The sequence below is a fragment of the Bradyrhizobium sp. USDA 4472 genome, assembly GCF_054058595.1.
Window position 1 is genome coordinate 1,725,810 of record NZ_JBSSAM010000001.1, and the last position, 25,566, is coordinate 1,751,375.

Genomic DNA, 25,566 nt, shown 5'->3' on the forward strand with positions numbered 1-25,566 from the left:
GGACGGAGCGGCCGCGGGAACGGCGGTTCGTTGCAAGGAGACCGGCTTGGTCATGGCGAAAGGCACGTCTGAAGCAGCCGAGGGTGCGCCCCGGCGCGGCCGGCCACGCTCGATCGAGACCGCCAACGCCATCCTCGAAAGCGCATACGCCCTGATGGCCGCGACCGGCCTTGCCGCAACCACGATCGATGCGGTCGCACGCCACTCCAACGTCTCCAAGATGACGATCTACAAATGGTGGCCGTCGCGAGAGGCGCTCCTGATCGACGCCTTCCTGCATCACGCCGCCCAGATGCTTCCGCTGCCGCCGGTGAGCGCAGGCACGGCAGCGGCGCGCGCGCGTCGCCACGCCGCGGCCTATGCCGAAGCTTTGCAAGGTGAATTCGGCAAGGTCCAGCTCGCGGTCATATCCGAATGCATTTCCAAGACGGGCTCGGCCGAACTGTTCTATGCCCGGTATCTGCAATTCCGCCGCGGCGCACTGGTCGAGATGATCGGCGCCGGCCAGCGCGACGGCAGCATTCTGGCCGAGGCTCCGCCAGAAGATCTCTACGACGCGATCTATGGCAGCTTGTTCTACCGTTACATCTTCGGCATCGCGCCGATCACCCCGGCCTACGCGCGTCATCTGGTCGATCTTGTGTTGCGGCCCAAGGCCTAGGCCTGGTGCTCGACGCGACCCTATCTCATGCCACATTCGACAGGAGCATCGTTGTCATCATGATCAAGCGCATCTTGCCGTACGAAGGTTTACTCCACGAAGTGGTCGAGCATGGAGGCGTGCTCTATATCGGCGGCATCGTCCCCGAGGACACCAGCCTGGACATGTCGGGTCAGGCGAACGATGTGCTTGGCCAGCTATCGCGTTTGCTCCAGGCTCTCGGATCCGACCTGGCCAACGTGTTGCAAGTGACCATCTTCATGACCGATCTCAGCGAGAAGGCTGCGTTCAATGCGGCCTGGAAGGCGCACTTTGCGGAAGTTCATTTGCCGGCGCGTGCCGCCGTCGGCGTGGCCGATCTCGGTCCAAACGTCAAACTCGAGATTACCGCCATCGCCGCGCGATCGACCCCGAGCTGAGCGGCATGGTCTACCGCACCGGCTGCACCGGCTGCGAGAGCTTTTCCGTGCGGTCGCGTTCGGTCATGTCGACGACCGTCTCCATCGGCGCGGTCAGCTCGTAGACATAGGAGACGTCGGTGAAATAGCGCTTGGCGGTGCCGCCGAGCGCTTCGGGCGCGACGCGATCGAGCAGGATCAAGCCGAAATCCGAATCCGGCCGCCGCGTCGCCTCGCTGGTGTTGAACTCCTCCCAGCGGAAATGAAACACCGCCTCGGGCTCCTCACCCGTCACCGTCCAGTTCGCGGTGATGTGCGGATGCTTGCCGACCAACGACAGGCCTTCGTCCGAGTGCGAGGCAAGCTCGAAGAACAGCAGCGACAGGCTCTGCGCGGCGCGCGCGCTGACCGCGATGTCAGGGCCGCTGACGGCGATACGCTCGGCATGCGGGATGGCGCGAGCTTCGAACAGGCCTTTCAGTTTGACGCCTTGCCATTGGCTCTCGCTGAGCAGCGACACCACGTTGGACATGGCGTGGATACGGCCGATCAGGAGCTCACGCGCGACGTCGATGTCCGAGCCGTGGCGCAGCGTGCGCGTCACGATCGACTGGATCACCGCAAGGATGTTCTTGACGCGGTGATTCAGCTCGTCGATGACGGCCGTCAGCCGCCGCTCGAAGCCGATCCGCACCTGGATTTCGCGGCTGAGCCGCAGATTGTTGTAGGCGACGTAACCGAACAGGCCACACACCATCGCGGTGATGGCGAAGCCGATCGCCGCCACGATGATCGCGGTCTGCTCGGCCCGCCGCGCCGAATTGGTCTTGGCGTAATAGCCGAGCTGCCAGTCGCGGCCGCCGAAGCTGACGTTGCGTATCGCGGACGGCGCCGGCCCGTCAGGCGTCGTCATGCGGGTGGAGACGACACCCTGGTCGTTGGCAACCAGCTCGCTGCCCTCCTTGCGCGGATCCTTCAGTGCGACCGAGAATAGCGACAGGTCATCATTGGTCAGCATCAGCGAGGCGAGCTCGTAGGAAAACGTGATGAAGCCGACCGGCTCGGTGGCACCTTCAGGAATGACCGGGGCAGCTACGATCACGCCGATCGGTCCGTTGTCGCGCAAGAGCGGCACGGGGTCGGAGGCGACCGACCGCTTCTCGACCCTGGCGCGCGCGAGCATTGCATTGCGAACCGGGTCGTCATCATAACTGCGCCCAGGCAGCGCTTTGGTCTCGTCGCTGCGTGGCTCCAGGTCCATCAGCACGTCGATCGGCTGCGTCAGGCTTGCCGGATCGATCGGCTTGTCGCTGTAGTCGCGTATCTCGGGATTCGGGAAGCCGGCGGCCGCAATAGCAGCTCGTGCCGCGGCGAGCTCGCTGGGCCGCAGCCGGGCGACCCAGCCGGCCACCACGAAATCGGTCTTGAAGGCGTAGATCGCCGAGCGCAGCGGCTCCAGCATATTTGGCTTCAGCACCGATGGCGCGCGGAACAGGCCTGAGGCGACACGTGCCAGCAGCTCTCGTTCCGTTGACCGGTCCTGGACGAGGCTGGCATGAACGTCGATCGCACGCGCGAGCGCAATCCGATCCAGCGCCAGCTCCTGGTCGTGGACGCGATAGGCTGCAAGCCCGGAGAGCAGAGCTCCGAGCAGAGCGATAAAGCCGATGATGAAACCCAACCGGACCACGCGACTACTCAGGCGAAGGCAGGAGGTCGGCAATAAACACGGAGCATATCAACGCCGTTCGAACGGCCATGTGCCGAAACAGGGTGAGCCCAGTGGCGGAGATAATGACGGAGGAGGCATCTGTACGCAACTTGGGTCGCCCAAAAAGCTTAATCCGCCCGGCCGATGATCCGGCCAATAGCGGCTTTTCTCCGGGCACCGAAGGTAGACAATCGCCGTGTCGGAAATTGGTTCCGTCCGGCCCGCTTTGCCTCATAGGTTAACGGCGGAATAGACCTGCGCGACGTCGCCGCGGCCCGTCAGCCCGCCCGTTTCAACCCACCCTTGGTTTCGATGAAGCCGACGATCCGGTCGAGACCCTCGCTCTTCTTCAGATTGGTCATGACGAAGGGGCGCTCGCCGCGCATGCGCCTGGCGTCGGTGTCCATCTTCTCGAGGGAGGCACCGACATGGGGCGCGAGGTCGGTCTTGTTGATGACCAGGAGATCGGAACGGGTGATGCCTGGGCCGCCTTTGGACGGGATCTTGTCGCCGGCGGCAACGTCGATCACGTAGATCGTGAGGTCGGCAAGCTCTGGGGAAAAAGTGGCAGCGAGGTTATCGCCGCCGGATTCGATCAGTACGAGATCCAGCCCCGGAAACTTGGCGCGCATGTCCGCGACCGCTGCGAGATTCATCGATGCATCTTCGCGGATCGCGGTATGCGGGCAGCCGCCGGTCTCGACGCCGGCGATGCGGTCCGGCGTCAGCGAGCCTGAGCGCACCAGGAATTCCGCATCCCATTTGGTGTAGATGTCGTTGGTGATCGCGGCGATGTCGTAGCGCTCACGCATGGTCTTGCAAAGCAGGTCCATCAGCGCGGTCTTGCCCGATCCAACGGGGCCGCCGACGCCGACACGCAGGGGGCCGTGAGATTTCGACATATGGCTTGCTCTCTCTTGGTCAGTGAAGGCCGCACCGCTCACGAGCGAAACAGCCGTGTATATTGCGTCTCGTGCCGCAGGCTGGCGAGATCGGCGCGGAAGGTTGCGCTGCCGAGATCGTCCAGCGTCGCGTTCAGCGCCCGATTGGCGGTCGCTGCCACAGCGGCTTCCAACTTCACCAGCACACGCTGGCTGTCAGTCTGGCCGAGCGGAACGAGCCTGCTCGCCGCGGAAATCCAGTTCGAGACCAGCGCATGCAGGAAGGCGTGCAACGTCGGCGCCAGCGGCACGCCATGCAGCGCCGCGACGACCCCCACGGCGACGGGATAGACCGGTGGCGTGCGGCATGCCGCGACCATGGCGGCAAGGCCCTCGGCATCCCACGCGGACCGGGAGATGTCGATGAAGGCGCGCCCTTGCGAGGTCGTCTCGAGCTGGCGCTCGCGCGACGGCACGAAAGCGGCGGCGAGCTCGGCGACGTCGCTCAGAGCCGCGTCTTCGCCGGCCTCTGCGGCACGATAGGCTTGAACCAGGAACGTCGCATCGCAAAAGCCCGAGCCGTCCCCCAGCATGGCATCGAGCCAGTCGGCGAGTGTTGCGAGATCGGTGATATCACCTGCTTCGACCGCCCACTCGATACCGCTCGAATAGGAAAAACCGCCGACGGGAAACGCCGGCGACAACCATGTCATAAGCCGATATAGCGCCGCCGCCTCGCGCTCTGCGAGGTCGGCGGCACTGACGGGCTCATTTGTCGTCATGAGCATGCTTGTGGCCGTGGTGATGGTCGGGATGGTCGCAATGCCCGTCGTGGTGATGGTGGTGATCATGCCCATGGTCATGCGCGGCGCGATCATGATGATGATCATGGCGATGATGGCCGTGATCGTCGTGTGCATGGTGGTCGTGACCGTGCACATGGCTGGCCTCGGCGTAGGCGCCCCCTTCGGGATCGAACGGCGCCTCGATCTCGACGACGCGGGCACCAAGGCCCTTCACCATCGCCTCAATGACGTGGTCGCGGCGGATGCGCAGGCTCTTGGCCATGATCTGCGTCGGCAGATGACGGTTGCCGAGATGCCAGCCGACACGGATGAGATGGTGCGGGTCGTGGCCGCGGATCTCCAGCAGCGGCTCAGGCGCCGCGACCACTTCGACCAACCTTCCGTCCTCCAGCACCAGCGCATCGCCGCCGCGCAGCGCGACCGCATTCTCCAGGTCAAGCAGGAATTCGAGCCCCCGTGTGCCCGTCATGGCCATGCGACGGCGGTGCCGATCGTCGAAATCGAGCACGACCGTATCCGCCGGCGTTTCCGTGAAGCGGTGCTGTCCCCTAACCTGCGTCGCCCGGATCATGCGTTGTTACCTCGTCTCGACCTTCTCTGGCGTGATCACCTCGATCTTCGGCGGCGCCGTAAAGCACTTCACCGCGACACGGCCGAACGTCTTCATGTGCTCCTGGCCGCGATGCGGCACCAGCGCCTCCGCGCTTTCCCACTGCTCGACGAACACCATCTTGGCGGGATCGGTGACGCTCTCATGCAGATCGTAGGCGATATTGCCCGGCTCTTTCCGCGTCTCCCTGATGCAGGCGGTGGCGGCTGCAATGAATTCGGCGCGCGTTTCGGGCTTGATGGTCAGGGTGGCGACGACGTAGATCACGAGAAATCCTCCCGGCTTTTCTTCTGGGTTACGATAACCGGGCGGGACATTAGACCAGCCGGGATCGAACGCAAAACCGGAAAAGCCGCCCCCGGACACGCAGTGCGACATGCGCCGGGGACATGCGTTGAGCGCTATTTCAGTACATGAAATATCGCTGCGCCATCGGCAGCACCTCGGCGGGTGGACAGGTGAGCAGCTCGCCGTCGGCGCGCACCTCGTAGGTCTCCGGATCGACCTCGATGTCAGGCGTGGCGTCGTTGTGGATCATGCTCTTCTTGGAGATCTTGCGGGTGTTCTGGACCGCATAGAGCTTCTTCTCGATGCCGAGCTTTCGCGCGAGACCGCCGGTGATCGCGGCCTTCGAGGTGAACACCACGGAGGACGCCGTGCGCGCCTTGCCGAAGGCGCCGAACATCGGCTGGTAATGCACCGGCTGTGGCGTCGGGATCGAGGCGTTGGGATCGCCCATGGGTGCCGCGACGATCGTGCCGCCCTTGACGATGCAGTCAGGCTTGACGCCGAAGAAGGCGGGCGACCACAGCACGAGGTCGGCAAGCTTGCCCTTTTCCACCGAGCCGATCAGCTTTGATACGCCGTGCGCGATCGCCGGGTTGATCGTGTACTTGGCGATGTAGCGCTTGACGCGGAAATTGTCGTTGTCCTTGCCCTTGTCCTGCGGCAGCGATCCGCGCTGCTTCTTCATCTTGTCGGCAGTCTGCCAGGTCCGGATGATGACCTCGCCGAGCCGGCCCATCGCCTGGGAGTCCGACGACATCATCGAGAGCGCGCCGAGATCATGCAGGATGTCCTCGGCCGCGATGGTCTCCTTGCGGATGCGGCTTTCGGCGAACGCCAGATCTTCCGCGATCGAGGGATCGAGGTGGTGGCACACCATCAGCATGTCGAGATGCTCATCGATGGTGTTGCGTGTGAACGGCCGCGTCGGATTGGTCGAGGATGGCAGCACGTTCTTCAGACCGGCGACCTTGATGATGTCAGGGGCGTGCCCGCCGCCGGCGCCTTCGGTGTGGAACGCATGAATGGTGCGTCCCTTGAACGCCTTGATGGTGTCCTCGACGAAGCCGGATTCGTTCAGCGTGTCGGAATGCAGCATGACCTGAATGTCGTGGTCATCAGCCACCGACAGGCAGTTGTCGATCGCGGCCGGCGTGGTACCCCAATCCTCGTGCAGCTTCAACGCACAGGCGCCGGCCTTGATCATCTCGACCAGGGCTGCGGGCCGCGAGGCATTGCCCTTGCCGGAGATGCCGAGATTGACCGGGAAGGCGTCGAACGACTGGATCATCCGCGCGATATGCCATGGCCCGGGCGTGCAGGTGGTGGCGAAGGTGCCGTGCGAGGGGCCGGTGCCGCCTCCGAGCATCGAGGTGACGCCGGACATCAGCGCATGCTCGATCTGCTGCGGGCAGATGAAATGGATGTGGCTGTCGAAGCCGCCGGCGGTGAGTATCTTTCCCTCGCCCGCGATCACATCGGTACCAGGGCCGATGATGATCGTCACGCCCGGCTGGATGTCGGGATTGCCGGCCTTTCCGATCGCGGAGATCATGCCATCCTTGATGGCGACGTCGGCTTTGACGATGCCCCAGTGGTCGACGATCAGCGCATTGGTGATGACGGTGTCGGCAGCACCCTGCTTGTTGGTCACCTGCGACTGCCCCATGCCGTCGCGGATCACCTTGCCGCCGCCGAACTTCACCTCCTCGCCGTAGGTGGTGAAATCCTTCTCCACCTCGATGATGAGATCGGTGTCGGCGAGACGCACCCTGTCGCCGATGGTCGGGCCGAACATGTCGGCATAGACGGAACGCTTCATTTTGACGGACATCACAAGCCCCGTTTGCGATTGAACTGTTGGCTGGTCACAGCAAAGCCCTCGCTGCTTTCACAGCATCGTCGAATTTCGTATCGAGCCAGGCGTTACCGCCGCGGCAGCCGGCGACAACCTGCTCGGCCCAACCGGTGTAGTCGGCAAGGTCGTCGCGCTCATCGGCGCTCGGATCGGACCGAATGCGGGAGCCGATATTGCTGATCTTGTCGGCAATCTTGATGAGCTTTGCGCCGGAAGATTTGTGCGGAGCGTCCTCGATCTGCTTCCGCCGCCGTTCGGCCTTCGGCAGGCTCATGTCGTCGGTGCACTCGACGACAAGCGAAGCGACGCGCTCAGAGAACGTCTGCGCAAGCTCCGCGCGCGTGGTATCGGTATCCTCGATCGAGTCGTGCAGCCAACCCGCCGCGACGATCTCGGCGTCGACACCATCGGTCGCGGTGGCGAGTAGGTTGGCCACCTCGGCAAGATGGTTGATATAGGGCTCACTGCCGCGTCCCTTCCGCGCCATGCCATTGTGGCGATGCGCAGCAAGTTCGGCAGCTTCGGAGACAAGGCGGACCGGTGAGAGCATGGTTCAACTCTCCTCCATGCGATGCGCTTTGAGGTGACGCTCCAGCAACGTCTCGGCGCGCGTCATCTCCCGGCGCAATTGCTTGGCGCGGGTTCTTCGAAACCGAGGGATTTTGTCGTGCGGCATAGCCCTCTCGCCAACCCTCCCCCGCAAGGGGGGAGGGAGCCCGACCGACGTGCTCACCTCGCTGCAGATCACGGCACTCATCTCGGCTTACGTCACAGCTTCCCCATGACCTCACCACGGAAACCGTAGATCGTCTTCTTGCCGGCGAGCGCGACGAGCTGGACGTCGCGGGTCTGGCCGGGTTCGAAGCGGACGGCGGTGCCGGCGGCGATGTCGAGGCGCATGCCGCGGGACTTCTTGCGATCGAATTTCAGCGCGGGATTGGTCTCGAAGAAGTGGTAATGCGAGCCGACCTGGATCGGACGATCACCGGTGTTGGCCACCGTCAACGTCACGGTTTTGCGACCGGCATTGAGCTCGATCTCGCCGTCCTGGATGAAGAGTTCGCCGGGAATCATGCTTCGCTCCTATCGGATCGGTTCGTGCACGGTGACGAGCTTCGTCCCGTCAGGGAACGTCGCCTCGACCTGGATGTCGTGGATCATCTCGGGGACGCCGGGCATCACCTGGTCGCGGGTCAGCACCTGGGCGCCTGACTGCATCAGCTCGGCGACCGTGCGGCCGTCGCGCGCACCTTCGAGGATGAAGTCGGAGATAATCGCGATCGCCTCGGGATGGTTGAGCTTGACTCCGCGGTCCAGCCTGCGGCGTGCCACGATGGCCGCCATCGAGATCAGAAGCTTGTCCTTTTCGCGGGGAGACAGGTTCATGAAGAATCTCTTCCGTTCAACACTTCAATTCAGCCACAACCGCGGCAGCGCGGCACCGGTGCGCGCCAGCACGGCCATCATGTCGGCGCGCAAACGCGCCGCATCTTGGGCACAGAACCGCGCCAATGCAAAGCCATTCCAGGCCGATATCCCGACCTCCCCGGAGAAGGAGTCCGACGCTTCGCGGATGCGCCCGATCAGCGCCTCGTCGCCGGGAGCGATCAACGCGGTGCCTATTGCAGCACCACCCTTGGCGACCGCGGATCGAACCAGTTTTGCGCCGATATCGCCGTCGAGCCTGATGGTCTCGGCGAACACCAGCCTGCCGCCGCGGCGCAACCGCCAGCGATCGACGAACTCGCCGTGCTCCATGCGCTCGCCCATGGCGGTGCGGCCGAATACGACGATTTCACAAAGCAGCAGCGAGGCGGCCTCATCGAGCTCGATCTCGAAGCGGCGATGAACCCGGGCACGGTTGAACAGGATGGTCTCCTGGGGCAGCCAGCCGAGGTGCGCGCCTGCAGCGACCTTCAAGGAAATGTTGAGCTGCGCCGCCGCCCCCGGCGCGCGATAGACCTTTTCCGCGGCCGCCGTCGTCAGCGTCAAGCGCGCGGCGTCAGTGGCCGCGATCTCGATGTCGAAGCGGTCGCCGCCGGCAACGCCGCCGGCCGTGTTGACGAACACGCCAGACAGGCCATCGTCCTCGGGCGAGGGAAAGCGCACGCGGAGCGAGCCGGATTCATGCAACGCGCCGCGCCGCGTCACGCCGTCGCGGGCGTACACGTCGAAGTGGACCGCGCCGCGCGCACGGTTGGCTTCGAACACCGAAGATGTCGCCAAAGAACTCACCAAGGCGTCGCTGCGCATCCGTCTCCCCCAGCCGGCCGCGGCAGGGTTTTTCCAGCCTACAATGTCCCGGCTTACAGCGCCATCTGGCGGCTGATCTCGCTTCGGTCGAGATTGGAGCGGTCGCAGGTGAATTTCACCGCGCCGCGATCCATCACCGCGAAACTGTCACCGAGTTCGCAGGCAAAGTCGAGATATTGTTCGACCAGCACGATGGCGATGTTGCCGAGATTGCGCAAGTATGAGATGGCGCGGCCGATGTCCTTGATGATGGAGGGCTGGATGCCCTCGGTCGGCTCGTCGAGGAGCAACAATTTCGGCCGCATCACCAGCGCGCGCCCGATCGCCAGCTGCTGCTGCTGGCCGCCCGACAGATCGCCGCCGCGACGGCCGAGCATGGATTCCAGCACCGGGAACAGCGAGAACACGTCGTCCGGGATGTGCTTGTCCTGGCGCTTGAGCGGGCCGAAACCGGTCTTGAGGTTTTCCTCGACCGTCAGCAACGGAAAGATCTCGCGGCCCTGCGGCACGAATCCGATGCCCTTGCGCGCCCGCTCATAGGGCTTGAGGCCGGTGATATCGCCGCCGTCGAACACGATGGCGCCCGATGAGATCGGGTATTGCCCGACCATGGCGCGGAGCAGCGAGGTCTTGCCGACGCCGTTCCGCCCGAGCACGCAAGTCACCTTGCCGGGCTCAGCCGCAATCGAGACGCCGCGCAGCGCCTGCGCCGCGCCGTAGAACAGGTTGATGTCTTTAACTTCGAGCATCGGAAACACCTTTGCGGGCGAATGGCGAATGGCCCGTAGCAAATACGAGGAACAGCCCGTTCATTCGGCACTCCTATTCGCCATTCGCTATCTACCCAGATAGACTTCGATGACCCGCTCGTTGGACGAGACCTGGTCGATGGTTCCTTCGGCGAGCACCGTGCCTTCATGCAGGCACGTCACCTTGACCCCGAGTTCGCGCACGAAGGTCATGTCGTGCTCGACCACCATGACGGTGTGGGTCTTGTTGATTTCTTTCAGTAGCTCGGCGGTGAGATGCGTTTCGACGTCGGTCATCCCCGCGACGGGCTCGTCGACCAGCAGCAGCTTCGGATCCTGCGCCAACAGCATGCCGATCTCGAGCCATTGCTTCTGGCCATGGCTGAGGCTGCCGGCGAGGCGATTGCGGGAATCGGTGAGACGGATCGTCTCCAGCACCTTGTCGATGCGCTCCGACTCCGCCCTGCTGCCGCGCCAGAACAACGTGCTGCGGACCGAGTGATCAACATTGAGCGCGAGCAAGAGATTGTCCTGTACGGTCTGGCTCTCGAACACCGTCGGCTTCTGGAATTTGCGGCCGATGCCGAGCTCGGCGATGCGGGTCTCGTCGAGGCGCGTCAGGTCCGTGACGCCGTCGAACAGCACCGTGCCCTCGTCCGGCTTGGTCTTGCCGGTGATGATGTCCATCATCGTGGTCTTGCCGGCGCCGTTGGGGCCGATGATGGCGCGCATCTCGCCGGGCTCGAGCGTCAGCGACAGATTGTTGATGGCGTGGAAACCGTCGAACGAGACGTGCACGCCGTCGAGATAGAGCATCGCGGAGGTCGCGCGGGTATCCATGACGTTCATGACCGCTACTCCGCCATCTTTGGTTCGGTCATGCCGTCTTCGGCCGCCGCACTCGCCGCAGCAGGGCGCCTCTCTCTCAACGCCTCACGCCAGGCGCTGAAAGTGCCGACGATGCCCTTGGGCAGCAGCAGTGTCACCAGAATGAACAGCGCACCCAGCATGAACAGCCAGTACGGCGCCAGCACGCCCGAGGTGAAGAACGTCTTGGCGTAGTTGACGACGATCGCGCCAAGCGCCGCACCGATCAGCGTGCCGCGGCCGCCGACCGCGACCCAGATCACCGCCTCGATCGAATTGCCCGGTGCGAATTCGGACGGATTGATGATGCCGACCTGCGGCACATAGAGCGCGCCGGCGACGCCGGCCATGCAGGCCGACAGCGTGAACACGAACAACTTGTAGGATTCAACACGGTAGCCGAGGAAGCGGCTGCGCGATTCCGCGTCCCGAATCGCGATCAGCACCTTGCCGAGCTTGGAGGACACAACCGAGCGGCAGATCAGAAAGCTGAGGATCAGTGCCAGGCAGCTGAGCGCGAACAGCGCGGCGCGCGTGCCCTCGGCCTGGACGTTGAAGCCGAGAATGTCCTTGAAGTCGGTCAGGCCGTTGTTGCCGCCGAAACCGAAATCGTTGCGGAAGAAGGCGAGCAGCAGCGCATAGGTCATCGCCTGCGTGATGATCGACAGATACACGCCGGTGACGCGGGAGCGGAAGGCGAGCCAGCCGAAGCAGAAGGCCAGCAGGCCCGGCACGAACAGCACCATCAGCGCCGCGAACCAGAACATGTCGAAGCCGTGCCAGTACCACGGCAGCTTCTGCCAGTTCAGGAACACCATGAAGTCGGGCAGAACGGGATTGCCGTAGACGCCGCGGGTACCGATCTGCCGCATCAAATACATGCCCATCGCATAGCCGCCGAGCGCGAAGAAGGCGCCGTGGCCGAGCGAGAGGATACCGCAATAGCCCCAGATCAGGTCGATCGAGAGCGCCAGGATGGCGTAGCAGACATATTTGCCCCAGAGCGCGACAAGATAGGTCGGCACTTGCAGGACCGAGCCTGCCGGCAGCAGCAAATTGGAGAGCGGGATGAGGACGCCGCAGGCGGCGACGACCAACAGGAAGATCGTCGCGCCGCGGTCCAGTGATCGCGTCAGCATGTGAGGGGTCATGCTTCCACCGCACGGCCCTTGAGCGCGAACAGGCCGCGCGGCCGCTTTTGAATGAACAGGATGATCAGGACCAGGATCGCGATCTTGCCGAGCACGGCGCCGGCGACCGGCTCCAAGAACTTGTTGGCGATACCGAGCGTGAAGGCGCCGACGAGGGTGCCCCAGAGATTGCCGACCCCGCCGAACACCACGACCATGAAACTGTCGATGATGTAGCTCTGGCCGAGATTGGGGCTGACATTGTCGATTTGCGACAGCGCCACGCCGGCGATGCCGGCGATGCCCGAACCGAGGCCGAAGGTCAAGGCGTCGACGCGCGAGGTGGCGATGCCCATCGACGCCGCCATGCGGCGGTTCTGCGTCACGGCGCGCATCTCGAGGCCGAGCGCCGTGTAGCGCAACATGGCGAGCAGGATCACGAAGACCGCAAGGGTGAAGCAGAGGATCCAGAGCCGGTTGTAGGTGATGGTGATCTGACCGAGCTCGAACGCGCCGCTCATCCAGGAGGGATTGCCGACCTCGCGATTGGTTGGACCGAACATGGTGCGCACCGCCTGCTGCAGCACCAGCGACAGGCCCCAGGTGGCAAGCAGGGTCTCCAGCGGCCGGCCGTAGAGGAAGCGGATGATGCTGCGTTCGATCAGCACGCCGATCGCGCCTGCGACGAGAAAGGCGAGCGGCACGGCGATGAGCAGCGAATAGTCGAACAGGGCGGGATAGCGGGTGCGGATCACCTCCTGCACCACGAAGGTGGTGTAGGCGCCGATCATCACCATTTCGCCATGCGCCATGTTGATGACGCCCATCACGCCGAAGGTGATGGCAAGGCCGATCGCGGCGAGCAGAAGCACCGAGCCGAGCGAGAGGCCGTACCAGGCATTCTGCACCGCGGACCAGACCGCGAGCGAGTTCTGGATCGAGCTGATGGCGCTCGTCGCGGCTTTGGCCACCGAGGCGGGCTGGTCGGTCCCGATGTCGGAGAGCAGCGCCAGCGCCTCCTGATCGCCGCGCGCCTTGATGGTGGCGACGGCCTCGAGCTTCTGCACTTCGGTGGCGTCGGATTTGAACAGCAGGATCGCGGCGCGCGCCTCGCCGAGCGCGGCCTTGACCGATCGGTTGGGTTCCTTGGCGAGCGCGGTCTCGACCGGCTCGAGCGCAGTCTCTTCATGCGACTTGAAGACGGACTGCGCAGCCTGGAGCCGCGTGCCGAGATCGGGCGACTGCAGCGTCAGGCTACCGAGCGCAGCGTCGACACTGCGGCGCAGGCGGTTGTTGAGGCGGACGGCGCTGGCACTGTCAGGCACGCTGGCAACGGACTCACCGGTCGCGGCATCGATCGACTTGCCGTCGGTGCCGGTGACGTAAACCTTCTTGGTGTCAGGATCGGCCATGAGACGGCCGTCCTGGAGTGCATTGATGATCGGAAAAGCCAGCTTGTTGCCGCTGCTTGCGACGACGCCGATCGCTTCATCCGTGTCGGAAAAATCGTCGTTGGCGAATTTGGCGACCGCGTCCTCGAACGGACCGGCAAAGGCCGGCAGCGCGAACGCGATCAGGAACAGCGAGAGGACAAAGGTAGAGAGACGAGCGGTCAGATTGGTTGGCACTTTGGTTCACCCCGGCAGAAGTGGGGAGAAGACGGCGGAATAGCCGTCTTCTCCCGTCGTGCAGTCGAATGTCAGGTCCGGATCAGGAGCCGGAGCCGAGGCACTTGTTGGTCTTGGTGTTGAAGTTGCCGCACTTCTTGCCGACCCAGTCGCCGATCAGGTCCTTGGAGCCGTCGAGCTCCTTCGACCAGGCGTCGCCAGCCACGAGACCCGGGGTCTTCCAGACCACGTCGAACTGGCCGTTGCCCTTGATCTCGCCGATGAACACCGGCTTGGTGATGTGGTGGTTCGGCAGCATCTTCGAGGTGCCACCGGTCAGGTTCGCAGCCTCGATGCCGGGCAGCGCGTCGATCACCTTGTCCGGATCCGTCGACTTCACCTTCTCGACGGCCTTCACCCACATGTTAAAGCCGATCACGTGGGCTTCCATAGGGTCGTTGGTCGTACGCTTCGGGTTCTTGGTGTAGGCCTGCCAATCCTTGATGAACTTCTCGTTCGCCGGGGTCTTGATGGACTCGAAGTAGTTCCAAGCGGCGAGATGACCCACCAGCGGCTTGGTGTCGATGCCGGCGAGTTCTTCCTCACCCACCGAGAACGCGACCACCGGGATGTCCTTCGCCTTGATGCCCTGGTTGCCGAGCTCCTTGTAGAAGGGGACGTTGGCGTCGCCGTTGATGGTCGAGACCACCGCCGTCTTCTTGCCGGCCGAGCCGAACTTCTTGATGTCGGCCACGATCGTCTGCCAGTCGGAGTGACCGAACGGCGTGTAGTTGATCATGATGTCTTCCTGGGCGACACCCTTGGACTTCAGATAGGCTTCCAGGATTTTGTTGGTGGTGCGCGGATAGACGTAGTCGGTGCCCGCGAGCACCCAGCGCTTCACCTTCTCTTCCTTCATCAGATAGTCGACGGCGGGGATCGCCTGCTGGTTCGGCGCGGCACCCGTGTAGAACACGTTGCGCTCGGACTCCTCGCCCTCGTACTGGACAGGGTAGAACAGGATGTTGTTGAGCTCCTTGAACACCGGGAGCACCGATTTGCGCGACACCGAGGTCCAGCAGCCGAACACCACGGCGACCTTGTCCTTGGTGATCAGCTCGCGCGCCTTTTCAGCGAACAGCGGCCAGTTCGAGGCGGGGTCGACGACGACGGCCTCGAGCTTCTTGCCGAGCACGCCACCCTTCTTGTTCTGCTCGTCGATGAGGAAGAGGATGGTGTCCTTCAGCGTGGTTTCGCTGATGGCCATGGTGCCGGAGAGGGAGTGCAGGACGCCGACCTTGATGGTGTCGTCGGCGGCCTTCGCGCCGGAAATGGACGCCAGACCAAGCATCAGTCCGGTGGTCGCGGCGAGCACGCCGCGGCGGCTAAATGACGCCGCTATATCGTGAATGGATTTGGTAGGCATGGATGTATCATCTCCCTGACGCAGACGTGAAAACGCTGCGAAACGGCCCCACGGCCGCCTGCGATTAACGGAATCGCAAGAACCGTGCCATGGGCTGGGCGCCTGCCAAGTGGTTGGTCAGTCTTGATAATTTTGCCGCAAACAAACTTTCGCCGCAGTCCGGCCGCCCAAATATTGGGCGGGTAAATTGTATGCTTATGCGCCAATCAGATTATTTTATGAGCAAAATCCATCTGCTGGCTAAATTTCCGGCACCACTATTTTTGCACCGCAAATCGAAGGCTGATGAGGGCGTGCCTTGAAAGCGCCCCCTCAATGTTCCATATAGTGGTGGAGATCGTTCGCGAATCGAGCGGTCGTAGCGAGCCGCGTGTTCTTAAGCCCGTACGGGCCTCTGGCTTGCCCCATATCTCCCAAGCCATCCGACACCCCAAACACGCAGGTGTCTTCTCGACACCCTTTTGCGCGCGCCCCGCCGATTGCGTAGGGCCGATCGCATTTGACATGGAAAGAACCCATCTTTTGACTTCGTTTCAGGACTTCGGCCTCGCCGAACCGATCGCACGTGCTCTCGCCGAAGAGAATTACGTCACCCCTACCCCCATCCAGGCCCAAACGATCCCCACGGCGCTGACCGGCCGTGACGTCGTCGGCATCGCCCAGACCGGCACCGGCAAGACAGCGTCCTTTGCGCTGCCGATTCTGCACCGCCTGCTCGAGAACCGCATCAAGCCGCAGCCCAAGACGGCCCGCGTCCTGGTGCTGTCGCCGACCCGCGAGCTTTCGGGGCAGATCCTCGACAGCTTCAATGCCTATGGTCGCCACATCCGTCTGTCCTCGACGCTCGCCATCGGCGGCGTGCCGATGGGCCGCCAGGTCCGTGCCCTGATGCAGGGCGTCGATGTGCTGGTCGCCACCCCCGGCCGCCTGCTCGACCTCGTGCAGAGCAACGGACTGAAGCTCAGCAGCGTCGAATTCCTCGTGCTCGACGAGGCCGACCGCATGCTCGACATGGGTTTCATCAACGACATCCGCAAAATCGTCGCGAAACTCCCGATCAAGCGGCAGACGCTGTTCTTCTCGGCTACCATGCCGAAGGACATCGCCGAACTCGCCGACGCCATGCTGCGCGATCCGGCCCGGGTCGCGGTAACGCCGGTCTCCTCGACCGCCGAGCGTATCAACCAGCGCATCATCCAGGTCGATTTCTCGGCCAAGGCCACCTTCCTGACCAAGCTCCTGAAGGACGAGCCGATCAATCGCGCGCTGGTCTTCACCCGCACCAAGCACGGCGCCGACAAGGTCGTGAAGACGCTCGAGAGGACGGGCATCGCCGCTAGCGCCATTCACGGCAACAAGTCGCAGAACCATCGCGAGCGGACGCTCGCGCAGTTCCGCTCCGGCGAGATCCGCACCCTGGTCGCCACCGACATCGCCGCCCGCGGCATCGATGTCGACGGGATCACCCACGTCATCAACTACGACCTGCCCAATGTGCCCGAGACCTACGTGCATCGCATAGGCCGCACCGCGCGCGCGGGCGCCGACGGCACCGCGATCTCGCTGGTGGCCGGCGGCGAGGAGCTCGGCTATCTGCGCGACATCGAGAAGCTGATCCGCGTGGCGCTGCCGCGCGAGGACCTCCGCACCGATGCCGGCCGTCGCGATGCCGGTGCTCCCCCACCGCAGCAACGGCAGGGCCGGCCGGCCGCCCGCCCGGGCCAGCGTCCGCAAGGCGCACGCCACGGCGACGGACGGCGTAACGATGAACGGCACGGCGACGGACGCCACCACAGCGCCGGCAAGCCGAGCGACGGACGGGCCGGTGAGGGCCGCCACGGCGAGGCGCGACACGTCGACGGACGGCCCGGCAGCAATGCGAAGGGGTCGCGCCGTCGTCGCTCCGGTGGAAAGATGCATTCTTCGGCAAACGACCGCCCGGAACAGCGCTCGACGCATAGCGCCGGAGCGCCCGATGGGATACAAGGCGTGGCCTTTTTGCGCCGTGAGAGTCGGCCGAACGGCCACCCGAACCGCAAACCCCATTCGCACTAGCCGTCCACGACCTGGAGAAATTCATGGCTAAGGAAGAGCTGATCCAGTTCGAAGGACTGGTCACCGAAATCCTCCCCGACGCGCGCTACCGCGTGCAGCTCGACGCCGGGCACGAAATCGTCGCCTACACCGCCGGCAAGATGAAGAAGAACCGCATCAAGACGCTGGCGGGAGACCGCGTGACGGTGGAGATGTCGCCCTACGACCTCGAAAAGGGCCGGCTGATTTTCCGCCACAAGGACGAACGGCCGAGCGGGGTGGGCGGACCTCCCCGTCCCGGACAGCGCGGCGGCCAATTCCGTCGCCGTTAATGGTTCCCGCGCGCAAGCGTGGAATAAAGGTGCTGACTTGAAGCTGATCCGCCGTGGAGAACACGGTGGATCAAAAAATCGTGCGCGTCAGGATTGTTTTGGCGCCTTGATTCCAATAAAATGAACACATCGATTTTCGGCCGGACGATATTAGCATCCACCGGTACAGCCGGTTCAGACACGCTGACGACCCTTCCAAAATTCGATCTAACCGGCCTGCGCGAGCGGGCTCTTACATTGTGTATCTGAGAAGGGACTACCCCCGTGAGCATGGGAACCGTGAAGTGGTTTAACGCAACCAAGGGCTATGGCTTCATCCAGCCCGATGATGGCGGCAGCGACGTGTTCGTTCACATCAGCGCCGTCGAGCGCGCCGGCCTCGGCTCGCTGCGCGAAGGCCAGAAGATTTCCTACGAGATCGTCGCCGATCGCCGGTCCGGTAAGTCGGCCGCCGACAACCTCCGCGACGCCGGCTGATTCCAGCGCGCATCCTCGCGGGACACGCAAGGATCAGCGCCGGCCCTCGGAACAATGGAAAAGGCCGTGCGGGACGTACGGCCTTTTTCGTAGCTGCAGAACGGATAGGTTTCAGTCCGGAGTGTGAACCGGCGGCGGCGATCATCCGGGCCCGATCAGGACCGGAAACTGGTTATTTTGCTGATTGGACAATTCGAACTCGCCCTAGCGAACCGTTAAGGCCTGTTAACCACGCTGGCTGCTGCGCGGTCACCGACGCGCCAGCGCCCGCGAGGGACCAGAGGTCCCACGCGGCTGCATTGGCCGTTGATTTGCCTTGCTAGTTCGTCTTGGCGGCCGCCGCGCCGCCGGTGCCGCTGGCATTGCTGTTCAGCGCACCAGCCTGACTCATCGTGGTGTTGAAGTAGGTGTCGCTGTCGCCGAGCGTAACCCGGCGCTGGCAGAGCGGCATGCAGCTGTAGGACTCCCGATCGACCCCGCGGTAGACGGTGACGAGCCGGTCGCTGGGGCCCTCGACCTGGATCTGCCGGTCGACCAGGATCTCTCCGCCGCGATCGAGCGCGATGAAGTTGGTGGCGCCGTAGCCTTTGCCGGTGACGACGATCATCCCGCCAGGCTGGAGGGTGACATCGGCGATCAAGGGATTACCGACCACGATCGTCGCCACCTTGCCGGGCAGCCGAACGAGCTTGGCCTGGTCGACATTCACGGCGATGGTATCGATGGTGGGCTCGGCAAGGCCAATGGACGGCGAAGCCAGTACACTTGCCGTAACCAGCAGACAGATGCGCGCACGACGGCGCAGGAACACTTTACGCATACTCTTACCCCGGGACGTCACAAACCGGCAGAATCGATCAGGAAGCGGAGCCGGCGCCCGACCCGGTTAACCTGCCTGTAATTCGTGAACGTTCCCCAAATTCGCCGACTATTGTTCTAACGGACTGACGTTTTGTGGCCCGCCTATTGCCGGAACGGATAGGCAAGCTGGCCGGCGATCTCCTTCGGCATGGTCGCTTCGTCCTTGCCATAATCCTTCGGCAGCTCGCCGGTCGGCATGCGGAACGTCCCGAACAGCACGTCCCAGATCGGAAAGGTGCCGGCGAAATTGGTGTCGCCGCCCTCTTCGAGCGCAGTGTGGTGCCAGCGATGGAACACCGGCGTCGCCAGCACATATCTGAACGGCCCGAAGGTCCAGTTCAAGTTGGCGTGCACGAAGGCCGAATGGAAGGTCGTGAACGGGCCGACCCAGATCATCACGTTCGGCGAAATGCCGGCCATCAGCAGTACGACGTCGACGCCGATCGTGCCGAGCATCAGATTGACCGGATGGAAGCGGGCCGCCGAGATCCAGCTGATCTCCTCCGAGGAGTGATGGATCGCATGGTATTTCCAGAACTCGCCGCCATGAAACAGCCGGTGCAGCCAGTACAGCATGAAGTCGGCGAGTACCAGGAACAGAACACCCTGTAGCCAGAGCGGCAGCTGCGACAGCGGGCCGTGCCCGTTGTCGTAGAAGGCGATCAGTTCGTCGGCGTCGTGGATGTTGAAGAAGAAGCCGGCGGTAACGATCAGGAGTCCGATCCGCATCGTGCGGGCGAACACCGGAACGAAGAACCAGTAGCAGATATCGGTTACGATCTCGCGCTTGCGCCACCAGGACGGACCGGGATTGCAGGCCCAGAAATGCTCGAGCACCGTGAACAGGACTGCGAGCATGAAGGTGACGGGAACCACCTTCTCGATGGTCTCGCCGAGCATCAGGGCGACTTGCATGGGCAGGCTCGACATCATCGCTTCTCTTCCTGGCTGCTGATCTCTCTACGCCTACTCCGCTAAATTTAAGGGAGGATGAAGTTGACGCCCCGTTCCGAACCGAACGAATTGCGATGATCGCCTTAAGGTGAAATTCACTTTGGCCAAAAGCATCGCGCGAGACGCGGGTTTGACCGATCCAATTAACTCCACCGAAAGAGCTCGGCTCACATGGTCGTCGCGTCAATGCAGCGCCGAACGAGGCGACCACACCCAGATGGAGTTTAGTCCATGAAGAACCTGATTGCGCGTTTCGCCAAAGACGAATCCGGCGCCACGGCCATCGAATACGGTCTGATTGCCGCCGGCATCGCGCTGGCCATCATCACCGTCGTCAACCAGCTCGGCACCTCGCTGAACACGAAGTTCGGCTCGATCAGCTCCTCGCTGAAGTAGGCGAACCGCAAAAGCCCCGGGATCTCCGGGGCCTTTGTTTTTTGGACGGGGCGAGTTCCAGTGGCGTTGCGTAAACACAGGACCGCTGCCGCGGTTGCGGCGAGCGAGGCGGACACGGCGCGCATCGACGCGTCGGCGTGTTGGGTCTGCCTTGCACTGCTGCTCGCCGTAGCCACGCTCGCAATGCGCATCGCCAGCATGTGGTGAGGCCGCCGGCACCGTTGTCGGTTTGTTTAGCACTGCCTTCTAGCATGCGCCGACGCCCCGATCCGGCAATAGACCCAGGCCCAAGACGCAGCCAATGATCCTCGACCTCGCGCGCCTTCTGCTCTTCCCGGCCCTGATGGCGTTCGCAGCCGCGAGCGATCTCTTCACCATGACCATCTCGAACCGCGTCTCGCTGGCGCTGATCGCCGGCTTCTTCGTGCTGGCCTTTGCCGGTGGCATGGCACCATACGAGGTGCTCGGCCACCTCGGCGCCGGCGCGCTGATCCTCGTCGTGGCCTTCACCTGCTTTGCGATGGGCTGGATGGGCGGCGGCGACGCCAAGGTCGCGGCCGCGGTGGCGCTCTGGTTCGGCTTCGCGCAATTGACGGACTTCCTGCTCTACGCTTCACTGTTCGGCGGAGCGCTGACGCTGCTCCTGCTCCAGTTCCGGCAATGGCCGTTGCCTTACGGGCTTGCCGGCCAGGCCTGGCTCGCACGGCTGCACGACAAGCAGACCGGCATTCCCTATGGCATCGCGCTCGCGCTCGGCGCGCTGCTGATCTACCCGGAAACCGGATGGGTGAAGGCGATCGATCTCGCTCACCTCGCGCTGCGCTAAACGCCGCGATAACCAGGCGTTAAGGCGATTTAGATACGCCTCATTAACCATGCTTTGACGAATAGCTGGTCAACTGCCGAATACGGCGGCGGCAGCGTCGCGGCGTTCTGTGGAAAGTGAAGCGTATGAATAGGGCACGCATAGTCGTCCTGACGGTCGCCATCTGCGCCGGCGGCGTCGCCGCGTATCTGGCGAGCGGCTCGGACTCTGCGCCGCCTCCAGCAGCTCCCGCCGCGCAGCTTCCCACCACCGACGTTCTGGTCGCCAAGAACGACATCGGTCTCGGCCAGACCGTGAAGCCGGAAGACGTGCAGTGGCAGACCTGGCCGACCGCGACTGCCAGCTCCAGCTTCATTCGCCGCAACGAGCGCCCCGACGGCGCGACCCAGGTCACCGGGTCGATCGCGCGTGCCCCCTTCATCCAGGGTGAACCGATCCGCGACCAGAAGCTTGTCAGGGCCGATGGGTCCGGATTCATGGCCGCGATCCTGCCGTCAGGCATGCGCGCGATCTCGACCGAAATCTCGCCGGAAACGGGCGCCGGCGGCTTCATCCTGCCGAACGATCGGGTCGACGTGCTGCTGACGCGCCGCCTCAAGAACCCCGATCAGGCCGCCGGTGGCCAGGACATCATCAACACCGAAGTCATTTTGGTCAACGTCCGCGTGCTCGCCATCGATCAGGCTCCGAAGGAGAAGGACGGCCAGAACACGGTGCTCGGCAAGACCGTGACGCTGGAACTCAATCCCGCGCAGGCCCAGCAGCTTGCCTCGTCCCGCCAGGCGGGAACGCTGTCGCTGGCGCTGCGCAGCATTGCCGACGTCAAGTCGACCGAGATCACGCTCGATGAATCCGCGCAGAAGCGCGACGGCATTTCGATCATTCGCTACGGCGTCGCAACCCAGGCGGCGAAGGCACGATGAGGACAGTCGATATGACATGCAGGGCAAATCCGACGACGATGCGGACCACGATGGTTCGCGCCCTGTCGTTCTCGGCCGCTGTCGCGCTGACGCTCAACCCCGTGCTGACGCCCGTGATCGCCGCTGATTACCGTCCCGCAGCGCCGGTTGCGGCCGACGGCCAGATGAACGCGCGCTTCCTCTCGCTCGGCGTCGGCAAGTCGATCGTGATCGACCTGCCGCGCGACATCAAGGATGTGCTGGTCGCTGATCCCAAGATCGCCAATGCGGTGGTCCGCTCCGCCCAGCGCGCCTACATCATCGGCGCCTCGGTCGGCCAAACCAACATCGTGTTCTTCGATTCCGCCGGCCAGCAGATCGCGGCTTATGACATCGCGGTCAAGCGCGACCTCAACGGTGCACGCGCCGCGCTGAAGCAGATCCTGCCCAATTCCGACATCCAGATCGACGGCCTCGGCGACGGCATCATCCTGACCGGGACGGCGGCCAATCCTGTGGAAGCGCAGCAGGCCAACGATCTTGCCGCACGCCTTGCCGGTGGGCCCGACAAGGTGGTGAATTCGATCGTGGTCCGCGGCCGCGACCAGGTCATGCTGAAGGTGACGGTTGCCGAAGTCGCGCGCAACATCGTCAAGCAGCTCGGCATCGACCTTTCCGCAAACCTCAACTACGGCACGTCGGTGGTGAGCTTCAACAACTCCAATCCGTTCACCGCACTCGGCCACAATCTCGTGGACGGCAATAGTCTGACCACGAAGTTCGGCGCAACCCCGTCGGTGCAGGCGACGCTCCGCGCGATGGAAACCGCGGGCGTGATCCGCACGCTGGCCGAACCGAACCTGACCGCAATCTCGGGCGAATCGGCGACCTTCATCGCCGGCGGCGAGTTCCCGGTGCCGGCAGGCTATGCCTGCGATCCCACCACGCATGTCTGCACAACCCAGATCAGCTTCAAGAAGTTCGGCATCTCGCTCAACTTCACGCCTGTCGTGCTGACCGAGGGCAAGATCAGCCTGCGGGTGATGACCGAAGTGTCGGAACTCTCCAACGACAATGCGATCACACTGTCGCAGGCCGTGACCTCGTCGTCGGTCAACTCGTTGACGGTACCTTCGATCAGGACCCGCCGCGCGGAAACCTCGCTCGAAATTCCCTCCGGCGGCGCGATGGCGATGGCCGGGCTGATCCAGCAGCAGACCAAGCAGGCTGTCAGCGGATTGCCAGGCCTGATGCAGCTGCCGATTCTCGGCACGCTGTTCCGCAGCCGCGACTTCGTCAACAACACGACCGAGCTGGTCGTGATCGTCACGCCTTATATCGTTCGCGCAGCGTCGCCGAAGGACTTGTCGCGGCCGGATGACGGCTTCGCGGCACCCTCGGATCCGCAGGCCGAACTGATCGGCAACATCAACCGCATCTATGGCGTGCCGGGCCGGACTGAACCGGCAAAGAACTACCGCGGCACCTACGGCTTCATCACCGACTGACGCGGAACGGGGACCTAGTTATGATCACACCACGACCCCAGACCCGCCACCGCGCCGCCGGCCTCGGTGGCGTGCTCGTCGGTATCGCGCTCGCGCTCGGCGGCTGCCAGCACGACGAGGTGGCCACCGGCTCCATTCCCGACGACTACAAGCAACGTCATCCGATCGCGATTGAGGAGCAGAACCGCTCGACCGTCGTTTTCGTCGGCCACGCCCGCGGCGGTTTGACCGCCGCCCAGCGCGCCGACGTGATGGGCCTGGCGTCGACCTGGATGCACGAGGGCACCGGCGCAATCCACATCGATGTGCCCACGGGAACGCCCAATGCGCGTCCGGTGGCGGAATCCATGCGCGAGATTCAGGCCATGCTGGCGGCGGCTGGCGTTCCCCCGCGCGGCATCATCGCCCGCCCCTATCAGCCGGAAGACAAGCACTTCCTGCCGCCGATCCGCCTGACCTATTCGAAGATCGCGGCGGTCGCAGGCCCCTGCGGCCTCTGGCCGGAGGATGTCGGCCCCTCCATGAAGAACAAGAGCTGGTTCGAGAACAAGGACTATTACAATTTCGGCTGCTCTTATCAGCGGAACATGGCGGCCATGATCGACAATCCGTCGGACCTCGAGCAGCCGCGGCCTGAGACCCCCGCCTACACGGCGCGGCGCATCACCGCGTTCGAGAAGTACCGCAAGGGCACGACGACGACGACCACCTATCCCGAGGCCGAGAAGGCCAAACTCAGCGACTCCGGCAAATGATCAGCTACGCGCGCCAGACTCAGGAAGAGCAGCCGGAGGCCCCGTCGCCGGCCGAGGAGCATATTGCGCCCGCACCGCGTGTCTCGGTCCAGGCATTCTGCGAAACCGTGGAGACCGCCGCGGCCATACAATCGGCCGGCGAGGATCGCCGTCTCGGCAAGGCCCATCTGAAAATCCAGATGGGCGGCATGACAGCTGCAATCGAAGCTTATCGCTCGGCGCCGACGCCGAACGTGATCGTGCTCGAGAGCGATGCGCGCAACGATTTGTTGGCCGGGCTCGACCAACTCGCCACCGTGTGCGACGCCGGTACCCGCGTGGTCGTGATCGGCCGCATCAACGATGTCATGCTCTATCGAGAGCTGGTGCGCCGCGGCGTCAGCGATTACGTGCTTGCACCGGTCGGCGCCATCGACGTCGTGCGCTCGATCTGCAACCTGTTCTCGGCGCCGGAAGCCAAGGCGGTCGGCCGTATCATCGCCGTGGTCGGCGCCAAGGGTGGCGTCGGCGCCTCCACCGTCTCCCACAACGTCGCCTGGGCGATCGCACGGGATCTCGCCATGGACGCGGTGGTCGCCGATCTCGACCTCGCCTTCGGGACCGCCGGGCTCGATTACAACCAGGACCCGCCGCAGGGTATCGCGGATGCGGTGTTTTCGCCCGACCGGGTCGATACCGCCTTCATCGACCGCCTGCTGTCGAAATGCACGGACCATCTCAGCCTGCTGGCAGCACCTGCGACGCTTGACCGGGTCTATGATTTCGGCACGGACGCCTTCGATGCCGTGTTCGACACGCTGCGCTCGACCATGCCCTGCATCGTGCTCGACATCCCGCATCAATGGTCGGGCTGGACCAAGCGCGCCCTGATCGGCGCCGACGACATTCTGATCGTGGCGGCACCTGATCTTGCCAATTTGCGCAACACCAAGAACCTGTTCGATCTGCTGAAGGCCGCGCGTCCGAACGACCGCCCGCCGCTGTACTGCCTGAACCAGGTCGGCATTCCCAAGCGGCCCGAGATCGCCGCCACCGAATTCGCCAAGGCGATCGAGAGCCAACCGGTGGTCTCGATCCCGTTCGAGCCGCAGATCTTCGGCGCGGCTGCCAACAACGGCCAGATGATCGCGGAGATCTCCGCCAATCACAAGTCGATCGAAATGTTCCTCCAGATCGCCCAACGCCTGACCGGCCGGAGCGAGACGAAGAAACAAAAGTCGTCCCTGCTTTCACCGCTGATTGAGAAGTTGCGGGGAAAATAGGCCGCCGCATGGAGTTG

Annotated in this window: 29 protein-coding genes; 12 read left to right on the forward strand and 17 right to left on the reverse strand. The window is 63.7% G+C overall.

The genetic code is table 11. The features are described from left to right. Positions 1 to 52 precede the first annotated feature (52 nt). Positions 53 to 661 (forward strand): TetR/AcrR family transcriptional regulator, encoded by a 609-nt coding sequence (locus ACVWZ4_RS07765; RefSeq protein WP_456705147.1) that lies wholly within the window; start codon positions 53 to 55, stop codon positions 659 to 661. Positions 662 to 720: 59 nt separating this feature from the next. Then, positions 721 to 1,080 (forward strand): RidA family protein, encoded by a 360-nt coding sequence (locus ACVWZ4_RS07770; protein WP_456701215.1) that lies wholly within the window; start codon positions 721 to 723, stop codon positions 1,078 to 1,080. Between the two features lie 10 nt (positions 1,081 to 1,090). On the opposite strand, the gene ACVWZ4_RS07775 is transcribed toward ACVWZ4_RS07770, so the two are convergent. The 15 genes from ACVWZ4_RS07775 to urtA all read right to left on the reverse strand — a co-directional run bounded on the left by ACVWZ4_RS07775 (position 1,091) and on the right by urtA (position 15,242). Further along, complete coding sequence (locus ACVWZ4_RS07775; protein WP_456701214.1) at positions 1,091 to 2,749, reverse strand: CHASE domain-containing protein; 1,659 nt, start codon at positions 2,747 to 2,749, stop codon at positions 1,091 to 1,093. 299 nt (positions 2,750 to 3,048) lie between these two features. Further along, positions 3,049 to 3,672 (reverse strand): urease accessory protein UreG, encoded by a 624-nt coding sequence (gene ureG, locus ACVWZ4_RS07780; RefSeq protein WP_456701213.1) that lies wholly within the window; start codon positions 3,670 to 3,672, stop codon positions 3,049 to 3,051. 38 nt (positions 3,673 to 3,710) lie between these two features. Then, a complete protein-coding gene (locus ACVWZ4_RS07785; RefSeq protein WP_456705146.1) occupies positions 3,711 to 4,439 on the reverse strand; it encodes an urease accessory protein UreF in 729 nt (242 codons plus the stop codon). Continuing rightward, positions 4,420 to 5,028 (reverse strand): urease accessory protein UreE, encoded by a 609-nt coding sequence (gene ureE / locus ACVWZ4_RS07790; protein WP_456740021.1) that lies wholly within the window; start codon positions 5,026 to 5,028, stop codon positions 4,420 to 4,422. The genes ACVWZ4_RS07785 and ureE overlap by 20 nt, the downstream gene beginning before the upstream one ends. 6 nt (positions 5,029 to 5,034) lie before the next feature. Then, positions 5,035 to 5,334, reverse strand: coding sequence for a putative quinol monooxygenase (locus ACVWZ4_RS07795; protein ID WP_456701211.1), 300 nt, complete (start codon positions 5,332 to 5,334; stop codon positions 5,035 to 5,037). A gap of 139 nt (positions 5,335 to 5,473) precedes the next feature. After that, the gene (gene ureC, locus ACVWZ4_RS07800) at positions 5,474 to 7,186 is read right to left on the reverse strand and encodes an urease subunit alpha (RefSeq protein ID WP_456701210.1); all 1,713 of its coding nucleotides are present in this window, start codon (positions 7,184 to 7,186) and stop codon (positions 5,474 to 5,476) included. A 34-nt stretch (positions 7,187 to 7,220) separates the two neighbouring features. Continuing rightward, positions 7,221 to 7,760, reverse strand: coding sequence for an HD domain-containing protein (locus ACVWZ4_RS07805; protein ID WP_456701209.1), 540 nt, complete (start codon positions 7,758 to 7,760; stop codon positions 7,221 to 7,223). 218 nt (positions 7,761 to 7,978) lie between these two features. Further along, positions 7,979 to 8,284 carry an urease subunit beta gene (locus ACVWZ4_RS07810; RefSeq protein WP_456736297.1) on the reverse strand — a complete coding sequence of 102 codons (306 nt, stop codon included), beginning with the start codon at positions 8,282 to 8,284 and terminating at the stop codon, positions 7,979 to 7,981. A 9-nt stretch (positions 8,285 to 8,293) separates the two neighbouring features. After that, positions 8,294 to 8,596: an urease subunit gamma gene (locus ACVWZ4_RS07815; protein ID WP_456740022.1), complete on the reverse strand. Its 303-nt coding sequence runs from the start codon at positions 8,594 to 8,596 to the stop codon at positions 8,294 to 8,296. Between the two features lie 24 nt (positions 8,597 to 8,620). Continuing rightward, positions 8,621 to 9,463 carry an urease accessory protein UreD gene (locus ACVWZ4_RS07820; RefSeq protein ID WP_456701207.1) on the reverse strand — a complete coding sequence of 281 codons (843 nt, stop codon included), beginning with the start codon at positions 9,461 to 9,463 and terminating at the stop codon, positions 8,621 to 8,623. 53 nt (positions 9,464 to 9,516) lie between these two features. Further along, complete coding sequence (gene urtE, locus ACVWZ4_RS07825; protein ID WP_456701206.1) at positions 9,517 to 10,212, reverse strand: urea ABC transporter ATP-binding subunit UrtE; 696 nt, start codon at positions 10,210 to 10,212, stop codon at positions 9,517 to 9,519. Between the two features lie 87 nt (positions 10,213 to 10,299). After that, positions 10,300 to 11,061 carry an urea ABC transporter ATP-binding protein UrtD gene (gene urtD / locus ACVWZ4_RS07830; protein ID WP_456740023.1) on the reverse strand — a complete coding sequence of 254 codons (762 nt, stop codon included), beginning with the start codon at positions 11,059 to 11,061 and terminating at the stop codon, positions 10,300 to 10,302. A gap of 5 nt (positions 11,062 to 11,066) precedes the next feature. Continuing rightward, positions 11,067 to 12,230 (reverse strand): urea ABC transporter permease subunit UrtC, encoded by a 1,164-nt coding sequence (gene urtC, locus ACVWZ4_RS07835; protein WP_456740024.1) that lies wholly within the window; start codon positions 12,228 to 12,230, stop codon positions 11,067 to 11,069. Continuing rightward, a complete protein-coding gene (gene urtB, locus ACVWZ4_RS07840; protein ID WP_456740025.1) occupies positions 12,227 to 13,837 on the reverse strand; it encodes an urea ABC transporter permease subunit UrtB in 1,611 nt (536 codons plus the stop codon). The genes urtC and urtB overlap by 4 nt, the downstream gene beginning before the upstream one ends. Before the next feature lie 82 nt (positions 13,838 to 13,919). Continuing rightward, complete coding sequence (urtA, locus tag ACVWZ4_RS07845) at positions 13,920 to 15,242, reverse strand: urea ABC transporter substrate-binding protein (RefSeq protein ID WP_456701202.1); 1,323 nt, start codon at positions 15,240 to 15,242, stop codon at positions 13,920 to 13,922. Positions 15,243 to 15,331: 89 nt separating this feature from the next. Here urtA and ACVWZ4_RS07850 point away from each other — a divergent pair, with 89 nt between their 5' ends. The 4 genes from ACVWZ4_RS07850 to ACVWZ4_RS07865 all read left to right on the forward strand — a co-directional run bounded on the left by ACVWZ4_RS07850 (position 15,332) and on the right by ACVWZ4_RS07865 (position 18,085). Further along, positions 15,332 to 15,544, forward strand: a complete 213-nt coding sequence (locus ACVWZ4_RS07850; RefSeq protein ID WP_456740026.1) for a hypothetical protein — start codon at positions 15,332 to 15,334, stop codon at positions 15,542 to 15,544. A 202-nt stretch (positions 15,545 to 15,746) separates the two neighbouring features. Next, positions 15,747 to 17,297 carry a DEAD/DEAH box helicase gene (locus ACVWZ4_RS07855; protein WP_456701200.1) on the forward strand — a complete coding sequence of 517 codons (1,551 nt, stop codon included), beginning with the start codon at positions 15,747 to 15,749 and terminating at the stop codon, positions 17,295 to 17,297. A 23-nt stretch (positions 17,298 to 17,320) separates the two neighbouring features. Then, positions 17,321 to 17,608, forward strand: a complete 288-nt coding sequence (gene infA / locus ACVWZ4_RS07860; RefSeq protein ID WP_008131890.1) for a translation initiation factor IF-1 — start codon at positions 17,321 to 17,323, stop codon at positions 17,606 to 17,608. 264 nt (positions 17,609 to 17,872) lie between these two features. Continuing rightward, positions 17,873 to 18,085: a cold-shock protein gene (locus tag ACVWZ4_RS07865; RefSeq protein ID WP_456701199.1), complete on the forward strand. Its 213-nt coding sequence runs from the start codon at positions 17,873 to 17,875 to the stop codon at positions 18,083 to 18,085. 319 nt (positions 18,086 to 18,404) lie between these two features. Here the strand turns inward: ACVWZ4_RS07865 and ACVWZ4_RS07870 are convergent, their stop codons facing one another. Together ACVWZ4_RS07870 and ACVWZ4_RS07875 are read right to left on the reverse strand one after the other, a co-directional pair. Further along, a complete protein-coding gene (locus ACVWZ4_RS07870; RefSeq protein WP_456740027.1) occupies positions 18,405 to 18,905 on the reverse strand; it encodes a pilus assembly protein N-terminal domain-containing protein in 501 nt (166 codons plus the stop codon). A 143-nt stretch (positions 18,906 to 19,048) separates the two neighbouring features. Continuing rightward, entirely contained in the window at positions 19,049 to 19,876 is an 828-nt protein-coding gene (locus ACVWZ4_RS07875; protein ID WP_456742190.1) for a sterol desaturase family protein, read from the reverse strand. A 255-nt stretch (positions 19,877 to 20,131) separates the two neighbouring features. Here ACVWZ4_RS07875 and ACVWZ4_RS07880 point away from each other — a divergent pair, with 255 nt between their 5' ends. From ACVWZ4_RS07880 to ACVWZ4_RS07905, 6 genes are all read left to right on the forward strand, one after another. Beyond that, positions 20,132 to 20,296 carry a Flp family type IVb pilin gene (locus ACVWZ4_RS07880; protein WP_092227069.1) on the forward strand — a complete coding sequence of 55 codons (165 nt, stop codon included), beginning with the start codon at positions 20,132 to 20,134 and terminating at the stop codon, positions 20,294 to 20,296. Between the two features lie 301 nt (positions 20,297 to 20,597). Next, on the forward strand, positions 20,598 to 21,122 hold the full coding sequence (locus ACVWZ4_RS07885; RefSeq protein WP_456740028.1) for an A24 family peptidase: 525 nt from the start codon (positions 20,598 to 20,600) through the stop codon (positions 21,120 to 21,122). A gap of 125 nt (positions 21,123 to 21,247) precedes the next feature. Continuing rightward, on the forward strand, positions 21,248 to 22,045 hold the full coding sequence (cpaB, locus tag ACVWZ4_RS07890) for a Flp pilus assembly protein CpaB (RefSeq protein ID WP_456740029.1): 798 nt from the start codon (positions 21,248 to 21,250) through the stop codon (positions 22,043 to 22,045). 11 nt (positions 22,046 to 22,056) lie between these two features. Further along, positions 22,057 to 23,532, forward strand: a complete 1,476-nt coding sequence (locus tag ACVWZ4_RS07895) for a type II and III secretion system protein family protein (RefSeq protein WP_456701194.1) — start codon at positions 22,057 to 22,059, stop codon at positions 23,530 to 23,532. Between the two features lie 20 nt (positions 23,533 to 23,552). Then, the gene (locus tag ACVWZ4_RS07900; RefSeq protein ID WP_456736302.1) at positions 23,553 to 24,287 is read left to right on the forward strand and encodes a CpaD family pilus assembly protein; all 735 of its coding nucleotides are present in this window, start codon (positions 23,553 to 23,555) and stop codon (positions 24,285 to 24,287) included. After that, positions 24,284 to 25,549 carry an AAA family ATPase gene (locus ACVWZ4_RS07905; RefSeq protein WP_456701192.1) on the forward strand — a complete coding sequence of 422 codons (1,266 nt, stop codon included), beginning with the start codon at positions 24,284 to 24,286 and terminating at the stop codon, positions 25,547 to 25,549. The genes ACVWZ4_RS07900 and ACVWZ4_RS07905 overlap by 4 nt, the downstream gene beginning before the upstream one ends. The last annotated feature ends 17 nt before the right edge of the window (positions 25,550 to 25,566 follow it).

Excerpts from the sequence above, each read along its gene's own strand:
- ACVWZ4_RS07870 (WP_456740027.1), bottom strand. The coding sequence starts at position 18,905 with ATGCGTAAAGTGTTCCTGCGCCGTCGTGCGCGCATCTGTCTGCTGGTT.
- urtC (WP_456740024.1), bottom strand. The coding sequence starts at position 12,230 with ATGACCCCTCACATGCTGACGCGATCACTGGACCGCGGCGCGACGATC.
- ACVWZ4_RS07785 (WP_456705146.1), bottom strand. The coding sequence starts at position 4,439 with ATGCTCATGACGACAAATGAGCCCGTCAGTGCCGCCGACCTCGCAGAG.
- ACVWZ4_RS07855 (WP_456701200.1), top strand. The coding sequence starts at position 15,747 with ATGGAAAGAACCCATCTTTTGACTTCGTTTCAGGACTTCGGCCTCGCC.
- ACVWZ4_RS07900 (WP_456736302.1), top strand. The coding sequence starts at position 23,553 with ATGATCACACCACGACCCCAGACCCGCCACCGCGCCGCCGGCCTCGGT.
- infA (WP_008131890.1), top strand. The coding sequence starts at position 17,321 with ATGGCTAAGGAAGAGCTGATCCAGTTCGAAGGACTGGTCACCGAAATC.
- ureE (WP_456740021.1), bottom strand. The coding sequence starts at position 5,028 with ATGATCCGGGCGACGCAGGTTAGGGGACAGCACCGCTTCACGGAAACG.
- ACVWZ4_RS07810 (WP_456736297.1), bottom strand. The coding sequence starts at position 8,284 with ATGATTCCCGGCGAACTCTTCATCCAGGACGGCGAGATCGAGCTCAAT.
- cpaB (WP_456740029.1), top strand. The coding sequence starts at position 21,248 with ATGAATAGGGCACGCATAGTCGTCCTGACGGTCGCCATCTGCGCCGGC.
- ACVWZ4_RS07805 (WP_456701209.1), bottom strand. The coding sequence starts at position 7,760 with ATGCTCTCACCGGTCCGCCTTGTCTCCGAAGCTGCCGAACTTGCTGCG.
- ureG (WP_456701213.1), bottom strand. The coding sequence starts at position 3,672 with ATGTCGAAATCTCACGGCCCCCTGCGTGTCGGCGTCGGCGGCCCCGTT.
- ACVWZ4_RS07885 (WP_456740028.1), top strand. The coding sequence starts at position 20,598 with ATGATCCTCGACCTCGCGCGCCTTCTGCTCTTCCCGGCCCTGATGGCG.
- ACVWZ4_RS07895 (WP_456701194.1), top strand. The coding sequence starts at position 22,057 with ATGACATGCAGGGCAAATCCGACGACGATGCGGACCACGATGGTTCGC.
- ACVWZ4_RS07765 (WP_456705147.1), top strand. The coding sequence starts at position 53 with ATGGCGAAAGGCACGTCTGAAGCAGCCGAGGGTGCGCCCCGGCGCGGC.
- ACVWZ4_RS07875 (WP_456742190.1), bottom strand. The coding sequence starts at position 19,876 with ATGTCGAGCCTGCCCATGCAAGTCGCCCTGATGCTCGGCGAGACCATC.
- ureC (WP_456701210.1), bottom strand. The coding sequence starts at position 7,186 with ATGTCCGTCAAAATGAAGCGTTCCGTCTATGCCGACATGTTCGGCCCG.
- ACVWZ4_RS07880 (WP_092227069.1), top strand. The coding sequence starts at position 20,132 with ATGAAGAACCTGATTGCGCGTTTCGCCAAAGACGAATCCGGCGCCACG.
- ACVWZ4_RS07770 (WP_456701215.1), top strand. The coding sequence starts at position 721 with ATGATCAAGCGCATCTTGCCGTACGAAGGTTTACTCCACGAAGTGGTC.
- urtA (WP_456701202.1), bottom strand. The coding sequence starts at position 15,242 with ATGCCTACCAAATCCATTCACGATATAGCGGCGTCATTTAGCCGCCGC.
- urtD (WP_456740023.1), bottom strand. The coding sequence starts at position 11,061 with ATGAACGTCATGGATACCCGCGCGACCTCCGCGATGCTCTATCTCGAC.
- ACVWZ4_RS07905 (WP_456701192.1), top strand. The coding sequence starts at position 24,284 with ATGATCAGCTACGCGCGCCAGACTCAGGAAGAGCAGCCGGAGGCCCCG.
- ACVWZ4_RS07815 (WP_456740022.1), bottom strand. The coding sequence starts at position 8,596 with ATGAACCTGTCTCCCCGCGAAAAGGACAAGCTTCTGATCTCGATGGCG.
- urtE (WP_456701206.1), bottom strand. The coding sequence starts at position 10,212 with ATGCTCGAAGTTAAAGACATCAACCTGTTCTACGGCGCGGCGCAGGCG.
- ACVWZ4_RS07850 (WP_456740026.1), top strand. The coding sequence starts at position 15,332 with ATGGGCTGGGCGCCTGCCAAGTGGTTGGTCAGTCTTGATAATTTTGCC.
- ACVWZ4_RS07820 (WP_456701207.1), bottom strand. The coding sequence starts at position 9,463 with ATGCGCAGCGACGCCTTGGTGAGTTCTTTGGCGACATCTTCGGTGTTC.